General features: G+C 66.6%; 14 protein-coding genes. 8 read left to right on the forward strand and 6 right to left on the reverse strand.

What is annotated here, in order from left to right; all coding sequences use genetic code 11:
• Positions 1 to 223 (forward strand): sigma factor-like helix-turn-helix DNA-binding protein (locus ACXIQ9_RS12470; protein WP_459016835.1); only part of this gene is annotated, 223 nt, incomplete at its 5' end.
• Here ACXIQ9_RS12470 and ACXIQ9_RS12475 read toward each other — a convergent pair.
• A complete protein-coding gene (locus tag ACXIQ9_RS12475) occupies positions 220 to 687 on the reverse strand; it encodes a hypothetical protein (protein WP_459016836.1) in 468 nt (155 codons plus the stop codon). The genes ACXIQ9_RS12470 and ACXIQ9_RS12475 overlap by 4 nt on opposite strands.
• Positions 688 to 713: 26 nt before the next feature.
• Positions 714 to 2,366, reverse strand: a complete 1,653-nt coding sequence (locus ACXIQ9_RS12480; protein ID WP_459016838.1) for an ABC1 kinase family protein — start codon at positions 2,364 to 2,366, stop codon at positions 714 to 716.
• A gap of 31 nt (positions 2,367 to 2,397) precedes the next feature.
• Here ACXIQ9_RS12480 and ACXIQ9_RS12485 point away from each other — a divergent pair, with 31 nt between their 5' ends.
• From ACXIQ9_RS12485 to ACXIQ9_RS12495, 3 genes are read left to right on the forward strand one after another with little or no spacing between them, the layout of a single operon-like run.
• A complete protein-coding gene (locus tag ACXIQ9_RS12485; protein ID WP_459016839.1) occupies positions 2,398 to 3,795 on the forward strand; it encodes an aminotransferase class I/II-fold pyridoxal phosphate-dependent enzyme in 1,398 nt (465 codons plus the stop codon).
• Between the two features lie 8 nt (positions 3,796 to 3,803).
• Complete coding sequence (cbiT, locus tag ACXIQ9_RS12490; protein WP_459016840.1) at positions 3,804 to 4,418, forward strand: precorrin-6Y C5,15-methyltransferase subunit CbiT; 615 nt, start codon at positions 3,804 to 3,806, stop codon at positions 4,416 to 4,418.
• Positions 4,415 to 5,302 carry a phosphatidate cytidylyltransferase gene (locus tag ACXIQ9_RS12495; protein ID WP_459016841.1) on the forward strand — a complete coding sequence of 296 codons (888 nt, stop codon included), beginning with the start codon at positions 4,415 to 4,417 and terminating at the stop codon, positions 5,300 to 5,302. Before cbiT ends, ACXIQ9_RS12495 begins: the two co-directional genes overlap by 4 nt.
• Here the strand turns inward: ACXIQ9_RS12495 and ACXIQ9_RS12500 are convergent.
• Genes ACXIQ9_RS12500 through ACXIQ9_RS12510 form a run of 3 tightly spaced genes read right to left on the reverse strand, consistent with a single transcriptional unit; the run spans position 5,299 to position 7,880 of the window.
• Positions 5,299 to 5,898, reverse strand: a complete 600-nt coding sequence (locus ACXIQ9_RS12500; protein WP_459016842.1) for an LmeA family phospholipid-binding protein — start codon at positions 5,896 to 5,898, stop codon at positions 5,299 to 5,301. The genes ACXIQ9_RS12495 and ACXIQ9_RS12500 overlap by 4 nt on opposite strands.
• Positions 5,891 to 6,775: an alpha/beta fold hydrolase gene (locus tag ACXIQ9_RS12505; RefSeq protein ID WP_459016843.1), complete on the reverse strand. Its 885-nt coding sequence runs from the start codon at positions 6,773 to 6,775 to the stop codon at positions 5,891 to 5,893. Before ACXIQ9_RS12505 ends, ACXIQ9_RS12500 begins: the two co-directional genes overlap by 8 nt.
• Positions 6,768 to 7,880, reverse strand: coding sequence for an iron-containing alcohol dehydrogenase family protein (locus ACXIQ9_RS12510; RefSeq protein WP_459016844.1), 1,113 nt, complete (start codon positions 7,878 to 7,880; stop codon positions 6,768 to 6,770). The genes ACXIQ9_RS12505 and ACXIQ9_RS12510 overlap by 8 nt, the downstream gene beginning before the upstream one ends.
• A 36-nt stretch (positions 7,881 to 7,916) precedes the next feature.
• Between ACXIQ9_RS12510 and ACXIQ9_RS12515 the strand changes: the two genes are divergently transcribed.
• The 3 genes from ACXIQ9_RS12515 (at position 7,917) to gap (ending at position 10,471) form a co-directional block, all read left to right on the forward strand.
• Positions 7,917 to 8,765, forward strand: a complete 849-nt coding sequence (locus ACXIQ9_RS12515) for a cation diffusion facilitator family transporter (protein WP_296416687.1) — start codon at positions 7,917 to 7,919, stop codon at positions 8,763 to 8,765.
• A gap of 72 nt (positions 8,766 to 8,837) precedes the next feature.
• Complete coding sequence (locus tag ACXIQ9_RS12520; protein ID WP_010317866.1) at positions 8,838 to 9,377, forward strand: hypothetical protein; 540 nt, start codon at positions 8,838 to 8,840, stop codon at positions 9,375 to 9,377.
• Between the two features lie 92 nt (positions 9,378 to 9,469).
• The gene (gap, locus tag ACXIQ9_RS12525; protein WP_296419157.1) at positions 9,470 to 10,471 is read left to right on the forward strand and encodes a type I glyceraldehyde-3-phosphate dehydrogenase; all 1,002 of its coding nucleotides are present in this window, start codon (positions 9,470 to 9,472) and stop codon (positions 10,469 to 10,471) included.
• Here gap and ACXIQ9_RS12530 read toward each other — a convergent pair.
• The gene (locus ACXIQ9_RS12530) at positions 10,450 to 11,349 is read right to left on the reverse strand and encodes an AEC family transporter (RefSeq protein ID WP_459016845.1); all 900 of its coding nucleotides are present in this window, start codon (positions 11,347 to 11,349) and stop codon (positions 10,450 to 10,452) included. The two genes, gap and ACXIQ9_RS12530, sit on opposite strands and share 22 nt — an antisense overlap.
• 29 nt (positions 11,350 to 11,378) lie before the next feature.
• On the opposite strand from ACXIQ9_RS12530, the gene ACXIQ9_RS12535 reads away from it, so the two are divergent.
• Positions 11,379 to 11,729 (forward strand): hypothetical protein, encoded by a 351-nt coding sequence (locus ACXIQ9_RS12535; RefSeq protein ID WP_459016846.1) that lies wholly within the window; start codon positions 11,379 to 11,381, stop codon positions 11,727 to 11,729.
• Positions 11,730 to 11,894 lie beyond the last annotated feature (165 nt).

The raw sequence follows: 11,894 nt of genomic DNA on the forward strand, positions 1-11,894 counted from the left end.
GTGCCTACGGATGGATATGCGGGGACTGCTGGACCAACTGCCGGACCTGCAGGGCCGCGTGCTGAAGATGCGCTACGGCATCGATGTGGAGGAGCCGATGAGCCTGAGCTCCATCGCCCGTGCGCTCGAGATGAGCCGCGACCGTGCCCGCAGCCTTGAGCGCAAGGCCCACGAGGAGCTGCGCCGCCGCTCCGAGGAGATGCACGCCTATCTGGCGGCTTAGAAGAACTCGTCGAAGTTGTCGAAGTCGACGGCGCTGAACGTGCCGTTCTCCACCTGGGTCATTAGCCGCTCTAGCTGGACCCAGAGGGCGCCTGCGGTCGCCATCGACAGCACGAAGGCCACCAGTAGGGCCGCACCCGAGGAGAAGCCGAAGATCTGCAGGCTTCCGCCGATGAAGAGGGTGATGCCAACGACGATCCCCGTGTAGGGCAGGTTGGTTTCAAAGTTCCCCAATGGCAGCAGTCCCAGCCGGTCCTGTTTCCATCCGTCCAGCTTGTTCTGAACGAGCCTGGCGAAGGTCAATCCGCAGAGGATCCCCATGGCCAGGCCAATCCCCGCCAGCACATAGGGGGGCTGGAACATCGGGGCGAATTCCAACAGGATCTCGCTGGGGTCTAGGTCGCCGAAGTCCCCAGTGGCCAGGTCCTGGGCGGCTTCGCTCAGGTTGATCGGGGCCAGGGACATCGCTGTGGGCTCAAGTGGCGCTGACCCTAAGCGGCCAGCGGGTTCAGCCGAGTGAGCAGGCGACCGGCCACGCGGCGCGGTGAGAAGGTGCGGCCCAGGAGTTGCATCAGGCCGCGCAGGTCGTCGGTGTTCAGGCGGTTGTCGCGCACCAGGGTCAGCAGCAGCCGCTGCCTCAGGCTCTTGCCCTCTTCGCCGACGAGCAGCTTGAGGCCCGCGCCGGCGACCGGCAGCAGGTCCGTGGCGCCGCCACCGCCGTCGTCGTTCTCGACCACCTGCAGCAGGTTCTCCAGGCGCTCCAGCTGCAGGCGTCCGTCGCGATCGAACAGCACCTCCATCAGCTTTTCGCGCATCTCGGCGGTGTCCCCCGCCAGCAGGCGCCGGGCCACATAGGGATAGGCGACGTTGATGATCCGGAAGCTGGGGTCCAAGCGCATCGCCAGGCCCTCCTGGCTGACCACCGCGCGGATGATCAGGGCAAAGCGGGCCGGCACCCGGAAGGGGTAGGCGTACATCAACTCCGAGAAGCGATCGGTGATCGCCTTGAAGTTGAAGGAGCCGACGTTCTCGCCCAGCGCACCGCCGAGGACCTCCTCAAGCGCGGGAATGATCGGGGTGAGGTCCGTCTTGGCGTTCAGGAAGCCCAGATCGACGAAATCTTGAGCCAGGCCCTCAAAGTCGCGGTTGATCAAGTGCACCACCGCCCCGGTCAGGGTCAGGCGATCGCTGTTGCTGATCGAATCCATCATCCCGAAGTCCACGTAGGCCACATGGCCCAGGGCTCCGGTCTTGCCCGGCAGGGCAAAGAGGTTGCCTGGGTGGGGATCAGCGTGGAAGTAGCCGAACTCCAGCAGCTGCTGTAGCCCGCTGATCACGCCCGTACGGATCAAGGAGGCGGGATCGAGGTGTTGGGCTTCGAGCTCCTGGCGCTGCTGCAGTTTCGTGCCGTTGATCCAGGTGGTCGTCAGCACCCGCTGGCCCGAGAGGCTTCGGTCCACCCGCGGCACGATCACCGCCGCATTGCCCTCGAACATCCGCGCGAAGCGCTCGGCGTTGTCGGCCTCCTTGCGGTAGTCGATCTCCTCAAACAGGGAGCGGCCGAACTCATCAATGATTTCCCCCAGGCCAAAGCCCAGGTTCAGGGGTAGCAGCGGAGCGACCATCACCCCCAGCAGCCGGATCAGCACCAAGTCCCGGCGCAGCTGCCGCTCGAGGTTGGGGCGCTGCACCTTCACGGCCACCCAGTTCCCGCCGACGGGTTTGGCCCGGTACACCTGGCCCAGGCTCGCGGCCGCCACGGGATAGTCCGGGAACTCTTCAAACAGTTGCTGGACCGGGGCCCCCAGGTCAGACTCGATCGTCTCCAGGGCGATGGCGTGGGGGAAGGCCGGCAGGTTGTCCTGCAGTTGGGTCAGCTGATCCAGCCAGTCCCGCCGCACCAGGTCCGGCCTTGTGGAGAGGGCCTGCCCCACCTTGATGAAACAGGGCCCCAGTCCCGTCAGGGTGGTGAAAATCTTCTGCCCCAGGCGCTCTTGCACCTTCGGGTCGGGATTGTTGGCCTGGAAGACCAGCACCAGCGCCAGGCTCAGCAGGCTGCTGAGCACCACGACCAATCGGCCGACCAGCTGCCAGGGCCGCAGCAGCAGCCAGCGCAAGTCACGCCCCGGGTCGTAGGTGCTCATCCAATCCGCCAGCAAGTTGCAAACTCTAGGAATGGTCTTGCTCCAGCAGCTGCTTCAGGCGCGCCGGCCCCGCTTGCCGCTGCATCTGCCGGCCCACGGCCGCGGGCGGGGCCTGGCGCCGGCATTGGCCCGCTTGCTGCGCCAAGCCCCGGGTCGCTGGGATTTGCCGGAATTGCCTGAGATCGGTGGACCGCTTGAGGACGAGGGGGCCGTCGCAGAGAGCCAACGGGCCCTGGCGGATCTGCTGGGAGCCAAGCGCTGCTGGTACGGCGTCAATGGGGCCAGCGGCCTGCTGCAAGCCGGTTTGCTGGCCCTGGCGCAACCGGGTGAGCGGGTCCTAATGCCGCGCAATCTCCATCGCTCCCTACTGCACGCCTGTCTGCTCGGGCAGTTGGAGCCGGTTCTGTTTGATCTGCCCTTTGATCCGGCCTCGGGCCTCTGGCTGCCCCCCAGTCCTGAGCACCTGGAGGCGGTGATCCGCGCGGCCCTGGCCGAGGGTCCCCTGGCGGCGCTGGTGCTGGTCTCCCCCAGTTACCAAGGCCTCGCTGGGGATCTGGCGGGCTTGGTGGCGGTCGCCCACCGGCAGGGGCTGCCGGTGCTGCTTGATGAGGCCCATGGCGCGCACCTGGGTCTGGATCCGCGGCTGCCGGCCCCTGGCCTGGAGGCTGGGGCGGACCTGGTGGTGCAGTCCCTGCAGAAGGCCGCCGGTGGCCTGGCCCAAAGTGCTGTGCTGCTGCAGGGGGCTGGTAGCGATCTCGATCCAGGGCGGATTGAGCGGGCGCTGCTCTGGCTGCAAACCTCCAGCCCCAGCGCCCTTCTGTTGGCCTCAACGGAGGCCGCACTGCTGCATCTGCGCAGTGGCCAAGGACACCAGCAACTGCGCCGGGCTCTCGATCAGGGCCTACGGCTGCGCCAGCGCCTCCAGGCCCGTGGCTTGCGGCTGCTGGAGAACCAAGATCCGCTGCGTCTGAGCTGGATCTGCGCCGCCGATGGCATCAATGGCCTGGAGGCCGACGACTGGTTGATGCAGCGGGGGGTGATCGCGGAGCTGCCTGAGCCGGGTTGCCTGACCTTCTGTTTGGGACTGCAGCCGCCCAGAGGCCTGCTGCGGCAGTTGCCCGCGGCCCTGCACCACCTGCGCCGGTCGCTCGGAAGCGCGGAATTGTTGACCTTCAGTCCTCCGCCGTTGCCCCTGGTGGCCAGCCCGGAGCGGCCCCTGGCGGAAGCCTGGCGGGCGCCGGCAGAAGCGGTGCCCCTCGAGCAGGCCGCCGGGCGCCTGGCGGCGGAACCCCTCTGCCCTTACCCCCCGGGGATTCCCCTGTTGATTCCGGGGGAGCGCATCGATGGGCCCCGGGCCGCCTGGTTGCAGGAGCAGCGGCGGCTTTGGCCCCATCAGATCGCTGATACGGTGAAGGTGCTGATCGCGTGAGGCGGAGCATGCCCGCGGCAGGGAAGGGCTCCTTCCAATGGGATTTCGTCACCCCGGGTTTGCCGGATGCGGCCTTTGCCGATGCCCCCGGCTTCAGCCCGACCCCGATGGAGCAGCGGGTGATGCTGCTCTCGCACCTGCGGCCCAAGAGCGATTCCCTGGTTTGGGATGTGGGCGGCGGCACCGGGGCCCTGGCTCTTGAGATCGCCCGGCTGATGCCCGCCGGAGCGGTGCACACGCTCGAGCGGGATCCCGACGGGATTGAGCTGCTGGAGCGCAACCGCCGCCGCTTTGGCATCGAGAACCTGCACATCCACCAGGGGGAAGCGCCCGATGGCCTGGCGCAGTTGCCGCCGCGCCCGGATCGGGTGCTGCTGGAGGTGGGCCGTCCGCTGCGGGATGTCCTGCATCAGGTCTGGGATGCCCTGGTCCCAGCAGGGCGCCTGGTGATCAGCACCGCCAGCCTGGAGGGGCTGGTGGACGCCACCGATACCTTGGGGCAACTGGCGGCGGTCGATCTGCAGGTGGTGCAAGCCACGGTTCACCGGATGCAGCGCCGCGGCAGCCAGGCCCGCTTGGCGGCCGCAGAACCCCTGTTTGTGATTGCGGCAGAACGCCCTTGATTCCTCCCCCGCGCACCCGAACCTCCCCCCAGCGCCTGCTGAGCGGCTACGCCGCCGGTGCCTTCGGTCTGTTGGTGGTGGGTCTGGGGGGCTGGTGGTTCACCATCGCCCTGGGGGTGATGGTCCACCTGGGCCTGCTGGAGTACTTCGACCTGGCCCGCGCCAAGGGCATCCGTCCGGCCAGCAAGACCACCTTGGTGCTCGTGCAGCTGCTGCTGATCACGACCCAGTGGGCCCATGGCGGCGATGTGGCGGGCGTCGGCTTTGCCTTGGAGCTCTCCGCTGCGGTGCTGCCCGTGGCCGGCGCGGTCATCTGCGGCTGGCTGCTGTTGCAGCCCGTCACCGGGACGATCGCCGATATCGCCTCCTCCATCTTTGCCCTCTTTTATTTGGGCTATCTGCCCAGCTACTGGATTCGCCTGCGCGATCTCACCGATCCGCTCTTGGCGCCGAATCTGCAGCACTGGCCTTGGCCGCTGACCTCGGGGATGGTGTTGATGCTGATGGCCTGCCTGCAGATCGTGGCGACGGACATCGGCAGCTACATGATTGGCCGCCGCTACGGCCGCACCCCCCTCTCGCCCACCTCGCCGGGCAAGACCGTGGAGGGGGCCCTGGGCGGGCTGATCTGCTCGATGCTGCTCGGGGCTCTGTTTGGGGTGCTGCTGGGCTGGAACTGGGGCTGGGCGATTGGTGCCCTGCTCGGGGCGACGGTCACGGTCTTTGCCTTGGTGGGGGACCTGACGGAATCGATGATGAAGCGCGATGCCGGCGTCAAGGATTCGGGCGATTTCCTCCCCGGCCATGGCGGCATCCTCGATCGCATCGACAGCTATCTCTTCATCCCGGCGGTGTTTTTCACCGTGGTGACCTTCCTGGCCTAGGGACTGACCGTCGCTCTGCCGCTGACCAGCAGCCGGCTGGACTGCAGTTCCGCCCGTTCGATGGTGATGTTGGGGTCTCCGGGCAGGGCATAGCGCTGGGGGCCATTGCTCTGCTGCAGGACAACGCAGCCGGCCTCCGCCAGCGGCTGGGTCGCCATCTCCCGGCCCTGGGCGCGCACCAGCAGCTGGTCCCCTGCGATCGTCAACTCCTGCAGCGGCGTCAGCCCCAGTAGCGCCTCGCTGATTTGATCGCCCAGGCCGCGCCAATGGGCGCTGCTAAACGAGCGGCTCAGGCCAGTGCTACTGAATTCGGCACTGCCCGTCACGCTGAAGGATTGATCCAGCTGCAGGGACTGCCCCTTCATCAGCCGGCCGATCTGGACGCTGATCGCGCCGCTGCGCAGCTCCACCCGCTCGATCTCAAGGGCACTGAAGACCGCCTTGCGGGCCACCAGGCTGACCCCCTCCAGCCGTCCCCGCAGTAGGGCCAGGGTGGAGCCGTGCAGCTGGAGCTCGAGCTGATCGACCGACTCGCATTGCTGGCGAATCCAGAACTGCAGCCCACTGGCCAGCAGCTGCAGAACGGGATCAGCCATGCCAGGTGCGCACCACGGTTTCGGGCTGATCGATGTGGGGCAGATGCCCGCAATCGCTCAGCTCGGTGATGCGCTCTCCTAACAGAACTGCAGCGTCGGCCTTGGCTTTGCCCTGCAGGATCCGGTCATTGGCACCCCAGAGCACTTGCAGTCTTTGCTGCGGCAGCGGCAACCCGCAGCCCCCGAAGCCCCCACTGCCGGCAAAGGCCGCGAGGGCGGGGGCCCAGTTGGGGCAGCGCAGATGGATCGAGGCGATCTCCAGCTCGGCGGGCCCCACATCACGGTCGGGTTGGGCAAAGGCACTGCGGCAGAGCCCGCGCCGAATCGCCGGCAGCGCCAAAAAGCGCGCGCCCAGTTGGTTGAGCAGGGGCGGGACCGGCATGGGTTTTCCCGTCAGCCCTGCTGGGGCAAGCAGCAGCAAGCGATCGATCTGATCCGGGCGCCGGCGGGCCAATTCCACGGCCGCCGATCCGCCCATGGAGGCACCAATCAGGCCAACCCGCTTGGCGCCACTGCGCTCGAGGACCGCATCGAGCACGGCTTCCAGATGGCGCAGTACCCCCGCGGGGCTGTAGTCGCCGCCCTGGGGCCTGGGGCAGAAGCCAAAGCCGTAGAGGTCGGGGATGAACAGCTGCGCATGGGCTGAGAGCAGCGGGCTGAGCCGCCGAAACTCAAGATGGGAGCTGTCAAAGCCATGCAGCAGGAGCACCGGCGCTCCTGAGCCGAGGACCGCCACGGGCCAGGGTTCACGGGTTTGGTCGCAGGCGCTCGGCAGGTCCCACCACTGCACCGCCCGAGCGATGGCCTGTCCTTTGGGATCCAGCAGGGTTTTGGCGGCGCGCTCCAGCAGCTGCCGCTGATCCAGGTGCTCAGGCATCCACGCTGCTCAGGGCGGCGGTGGTGCTGACCAGGGCCGCCAGGACATCCGCTGGACCGACGCTGAAGGGCAGGTGATGGAGATCTGAGCCAGGCCGGCAGGCAAACTCCGCCACCTCCTGCAGTTCAGCGAGGCTGGCCTGGGCGAGCCCGAGGTCCGCCAGGCTGACGGGGAGCTTCAGGCGTTGGAAGAAGGGCAGCAGTTGTCGCCGGGCTTGGGCCGCCAGCTGGCTACCCCCGACGCTTTCCTCCAGCCGCAATTGCACCAGGATTCCAAAGCCCACCTTCTCGCCATGGAGCTGGCCGTGGCTGGCCTCCAGTTGGGTCAGGCCGTTGTGAACCGCATGGGCGGCGACGGTGCGGCAGCGGGCGCCGCCAATCCCTCCGATCAGGCCGGCCGTCAGGCCGCTGGCTTCCGCCACGCGCACCCAGGCCTCGCCGCCGACCTCCCCGAGGGCCTGCTCGGCCTCCAGCAGCAGTTGATCCCGCAGCACCCGGGCCTGTTGCACGGCCTGTTGCACTAGGCCATCGCGGCTGGCGCCGCTGCTGACGGAGGCCTCGTACCACTTGGCCATGGCATCGGCGATGCCGCTAGCCAGGGTGCGGTTGGGGGCTGAGGCCACCAGGCCGTGGTCGAAGACCAGCAGCTCCGGGCAGTGCTCCAGAGCGACATCTCCCTGGAATGCCCCCTGGGGGCTGTAGAGATTGGCCAGCGCCGTCCAGCCCGCGCAGGTGGCGGCACTGGTGGGCACGGTGATGCAGGGGAGCCCCAGGCGGTGGGCCAGCAACTTGCCGGCATCGAGCACCTTGCCGCCGCCGCAGGCCACGACCCCATCACAGCCCTGGGATTGGCTCAGCTCCGCGAGACGGCTGAGGTCCTCTTCGCAGCAGTCGAACTCAAGCTCCGCGCTGAGCACCCGTAGGCCTTGCGTCTTGAGATCGGCTTGGAGCCCGAGCCGCAGTTCCCGGGTGGCCGCGCTGCGGCCCAGCAGCAGCGGTGCTTGGCAGAGGCCCGCGATCAGCAGCAGCGCTTCAGTCCAGGCTCCTTTGCCGCGCAGCAAGTTGGCGGGTGCGATGGCGTGTTGCTGAACGGCGGAGACAGCCATGGACCGGATTCCAGAAATCCACTCTAAAAGTGGGACATGGGTCACCACGACCACCACCATCACGCTGGGGCGTTTCGCTGGAGCGTGCTGCTGAATGCCTTCCTGACGGGAGCGCAGTTGGCGATCGGCTTTGGCTTTGGCTCCCTCGCCTTGATCGGCGATGCGATCCACAACCTGGGGGATGTGGTGGGCCTGCTCTTGGCTTGGGGCGCTGAGCGTTTGAGCTTGAAGCCCCCCCGCGGTCGCTTCACCTATGGCTTTGGCCGCAGCACCCACCTGGCGGCCTTGATCAATGGCCTTCTGGTGTTTGCAGCGGGCCTGCTGGTGGTGGTGGAAGGCCTGGACCGGCTGCAGCAGCCCGAGCCCCTGGTGGCTGGGCCCGTGGCCGTTGCTGCCGCTGCAGGGATTGCGATCAATTTGCTTTCCGCCCGATTGTTTGGGGCGCAGGACCATCTCGATCTCAATCGCCGCGCGGCGGTGCTGCATCTGCTGAGCGATGCCGCGGTCTCAGCGGCTGTGTTGCTCAGCGCGATCCTGGTGGCGCTGACCGGCCGCACGGAGCTGGATGCGATCACGGCCATTGCGGTCGGCGCGGCGGTGATGGTCAGTGCCTATGGGCTGCTGAAGCAAGCCCTGGCGGCGAGCCTTGATGCGGTCCCGGAGGGTCACGATCTGCAGTCCATTGAGGCGGCCTTGCGGGAGCTGCCGGGGGTGTTGCGCGTGAGCGAACTCCATGTCTGGGGCCTGGGTGGCCGCCGGGTGGCGCTGACGGCCCATTTGCAGGTGCAGAGCGAGCCATCGGTTGATCTGCTCCGCCTTGGCGAGGAGCGCCTACGCCAGCTGGGCATCGACCACAGCACCCTGCAGATTGAGCCCCAGTCCTGAGGGCCATTCGGTTTTCCCCTACCCATTTCGCCCCTGGCCGATCAGATTGGAGACAGGTCGGCTCGGAGGGGGATGGCAAGACGCAGCTGGAGGCGGCGCCTGGGCAATGCCCTGATCCGTTGGGGCCAAGCCCTGAAACCCGCGCCGCCGGCGCGCCCGGTTCCGACCCCGCAGAAGCGCTCGGCCGTCAGTCAGATGCCAGGCCTGCGCTCGCCCCTGACGATCGACAAGGCAGTTCGCAATCGGGACCTGAGTGTTCTTAAGCGGGAGGCCAGCGATGCGCTGGCGGCCCTGGGGGCGGCCCATGCGGTGGTGAGCTCAGCGCGGCTGGCTCAGATCCAGACCATCCGCTCGGAGGTGGATCGCGGCACGGTGGAGCAGGACGCCTTAATCGAGGTCGCAGGCGACTACCAGGCTTGGCAGAACGATCAGGTGCGTCTGTTTGATGCCCTGGCGTTGGTGCTGGGGATCACGGTTCCAGAGGGCTCTGCTTTCGATCAGATCGATGAGGAGATGACGGCAGCGGCTACTGAGCACCTCAATGCCCTGACGGCGGAATATCAGCGTCGACTGCTGAGCGACCAATTTGAAACGGAGCCCCAGGAGGGCTGATTGGCAGCCTTTTTGATCTAGGTCTGCTGTTTTTTCATCGACAGAGCCGGAACACCCGCTGTATTGGGGAGTGGCATTCGAGGCCCCTTCCCTTGACCATTCGGATCGGCATCAATGGTTTTGGTCGGATTGGCCGCCTGGCCTTCCGCCGCGCGATGGCCACTCCCGGGGTTGAGGTGGCGGGCATCAATGACTTGATTGATGTCGATTACCTGGCCTATCTGCTGCGCTACGACTCCACCCATGGCCGCTTCAAAGGCGAGGTCAAGGTGGAGAACGGTCAGCTGGTGGTCGATGGGAACGCCATCCGGATTACGGCGGAGCGGGATCCAAGCAACCTCAAGTGGGATGCCATTGGAGTCGACACGGTCCTCGAGAGCACGGGCTTTTTCCTGACGGATCCCCTGGCACGCACCCACATCGAGGCCGGGGCCAAGCGGGTGGTGATGAGCGCCCCCTCCAAGGACGAGACCCCGATGTTCGTGATGGGGGTGAACCACAGCAGTTACGCCGGCCAGGACATCGTCTCCAACGCCAGCTGCACGACCAACTGCCTGGCGCCCTTGGCCAAGGTGGTCCACGACAACTTCGGCATTGTCAGTGGCTTGATGAGCACCGTTCACGCCACGACGGCCACCCAAAAGCCCGTGGACAGCCCGTCGCTGAAGGACTGGCGCGGTGGACGCGGCGCCGGCCAGAGCATCATTCCCAGCTCCACAGGCGCCGCGAAGGCTGTGGGCCGGGTGATCCCAGAACTGAACGGCAAGCTCACGGGCATGGCCTTCCGGGTCCCGACCCCGGATGTCTCCGTGGTCGACCTCACGGTGAATCTCGCCAGGCCCGCCAGCTATGAGCAGGTCAAGGCGGCGATGAGGGCCGCCTCTCAAGGGGAGTTGAAGGGAATCCTGGGTTACACCGAAGACCAGGTGGTCTCCAATGATTTCCTTGGTGAGAGCTGCACCTCCGTCTTCGATGCCGGCGCTGGAATGGCCCTGAGCGACACCTTTATGAAACTGGTGTCCTGGTACGACAACGAGTGGGCCTACAGCTGCAAGTGCATTGACCTGATCACTCACATGGCTGCGGTGAGCTGAAACCAGAGCGGCAGGCTGAGGGCAGCGGCCCCGCTGCTCCAAAGCACTAATCGGGCGGCTGGCAGGGTTTCCTTGCTGGCTCCGTTTTGAGCATCGGCAGCTTCAGCGAGCAGGAGCACGGACATTGCCGTCGGTGCAGCGGCCTGGAGGACCAGCGCCTGTCGCATCAGCTCCGGTAGTTGCAGCAGCCCGCTCAGGAGCCACATCAAGGCGGGGAGCAGCAGCAGCTTGATCATCAGGGCGCCGGTCAGTGAGGGCCTCTCGCCCTGGTCCGCTTGATCGATGCGCTGCAGCACCAGCCCCAACCGCATCCCCACGAGAACCAGGAGGAGCCAGAGCACAATTCGAGCGGGGAGCCAGAGCCATTGCCCCAGCAGCGGCCCCCATGGGGTGAGCCCAAGGGGGAGGGCCAGGAGCAGGGCCTGAACGACGGGTGTTTTCAGCAGGGTCATCGCCGTGGCTGAGCTTTTCCCTGGCGACAACAGCAGCGGGCCGGCACTCCAGGTGATCAGGGTGCCGATGAGGTCATAGATGACGCTGAAGCTGAGGGCCTCACTGGGCAGTAGGGCAATGGCAACGGGAAGCCCGAAGTAGCCGGTGTTCCCCACCATCGCCCCAAGCTGCAGGCTGCGGGTGGGCAGCAGGCCAGGGGCCTGGCGGCAGAGGAGCATGCCGCCCAAGGTCAAGCCCGCAATGAGCCCCGCCATGGGGATCGCGCTCAGGGGCAGGCCTCCTTTTAAGAGCAGTCCCGTGAGGCTGAGGGGCATGCCCCAGCGCAAGAGCAGTGGTGCCAGTCGGCTGGGGAGAGTTGGGAAACGCCGGCCCAGCCAGAACCCACCGAGGAGGCAGGGAGCGAGTTCCAGAACGAGGCGAAGCATGGCTGCAGCCTGGCAGCTTGCTCTTGGGCATGGGCAGAGCTAACGAGGGTGTAGCCGTTGGAGGGGGAGCTGTGGAGGACAGACCGATCACACCCCATGCGGTCCCGATTTTTGATGCCGACGGCAACCTCACCTATGTGGGGGATGACGGCCGCCGCTATGTCGTTGGCCCCCTGCCGGAAACCGACGAGGCCAACGTCGATCGGGTGATGGAGCGCCTGCGGGAGGGACAGGCCCTGTTCTCCCAGATTGAGCAGCTCTCAGGGCAGTGGCTGGATCACGTGAGCGGCTCTGACCTGGCCCGTCATTCGGCCCTGGCCCTGCTGCTGACGACCCTGGAGACCTTCCTAAGTGACCCCGAGTCCGACGAGGACATCTGAGGCCTCCCAGGGAAAGCGGACCTGTAGCGAAGGCGACAGCGGCTCTGGTATGTTTGTGAGCCGCTCAGCGATCGCGAGATCACGAGCGGTGAACCGAAAGCCGAGGGAACTCGGTGATGTAGGTTCAACAAGCGGTCGCGAGACCGCGGACCGAGAGCCCGAAAG

This window comes from Synechococcus sp. LTW-G (genome assembly GCF_054459035.1).

What these genes read in the sequence shown, in the direction of transcription:
- ACXIQ9_RS12480 (WP_459016838.1), bottom strand. Translation starts at nt 2,366, where the DNA reads ATGAGCACCTACGACCCGGGGCGTGACTTGCGCTGGCTGCTGCTGCGG.
- ACXIQ9_RS12510 (WP_459016844.1), bottom strand. Translation starts at nt 7,880, where the DNA reads ATGGCTGTCTCCGCCGTTCAGCAACACGCCATCGCACCCGCCAACTTG.
- ACXIQ9_RS12530 (WP_459016845.1), bottom strand. Translation starts at nt 11,349, where the DNA reads ATGCTTCGCCTCGTTCTGGAACTCGCTCCCTGCCTCCTCGGTGGGTTC.
- ACXIQ9_RS12475 (WP_459016836.1), bottom strand. Translation starts at nt 687, where the DNA reads ATGTCCCTGGCCCCGATCAACCTGAGCGAAGCCGCCCAGGACCTGGCC.
- ACXIQ9_RS12535 (WP_459016846.1), top strand. Translation starts at nt 11,379, where the DNA reads ATGGGCAGAGCTAACGAGGGTGTAGCCGTTGGAGGGGGAGCTGTGGAG.
- ACXIQ9_RS12485 (WP_459016839.1), top strand. Translation starts at nt 2,398, where the DNA reads ATGGTCTTGCTCCAGCAGCTGCTTCAGGCGCGCCGGCCCCGCTTGCCG.
- ACXIQ9_RS12515 (WP_296416687.1), top strand. Translation starts at nt 7,917, where the DNA reads ATGGGTCACCACGACCACCACCATCACGCTGGGGCGTTTCGCTGGAGC.
- ACXIQ9_RS12505 (WP_459016843.1), bottom strand. Translation starts at nt 6,775, where the DNA reads ATGCCTGAGCACCTGGATCAGCGGCAGCTGCTGGAGCGCGCCGCCAAA.
- cbiT (WP_459016840.1), top strand. Translation starts at nt 3,804, where the DNA reads ATGCCCGCGGCAGGGAAGGGCTCCTTCCAATGGGATTTCGTCACCCCG.
- ACXIQ9_RS12500 (WP_459016842.1), bottom strand. Translation starts at nt 5,898, where the DNA reads ATGGCTGATCCCGTTCTGCAGCTGCTGGCCAGTGGGCTGCAGTTCTGG.
- ACXIQ9_RS12520 (WP_010317866.1), top strand. Translation starts at nt 8,838, where the DNA reads ATGGCAAGACGCAGCTGGAGGCGGCGCCTGGGCAATGCCCTGATCCGT.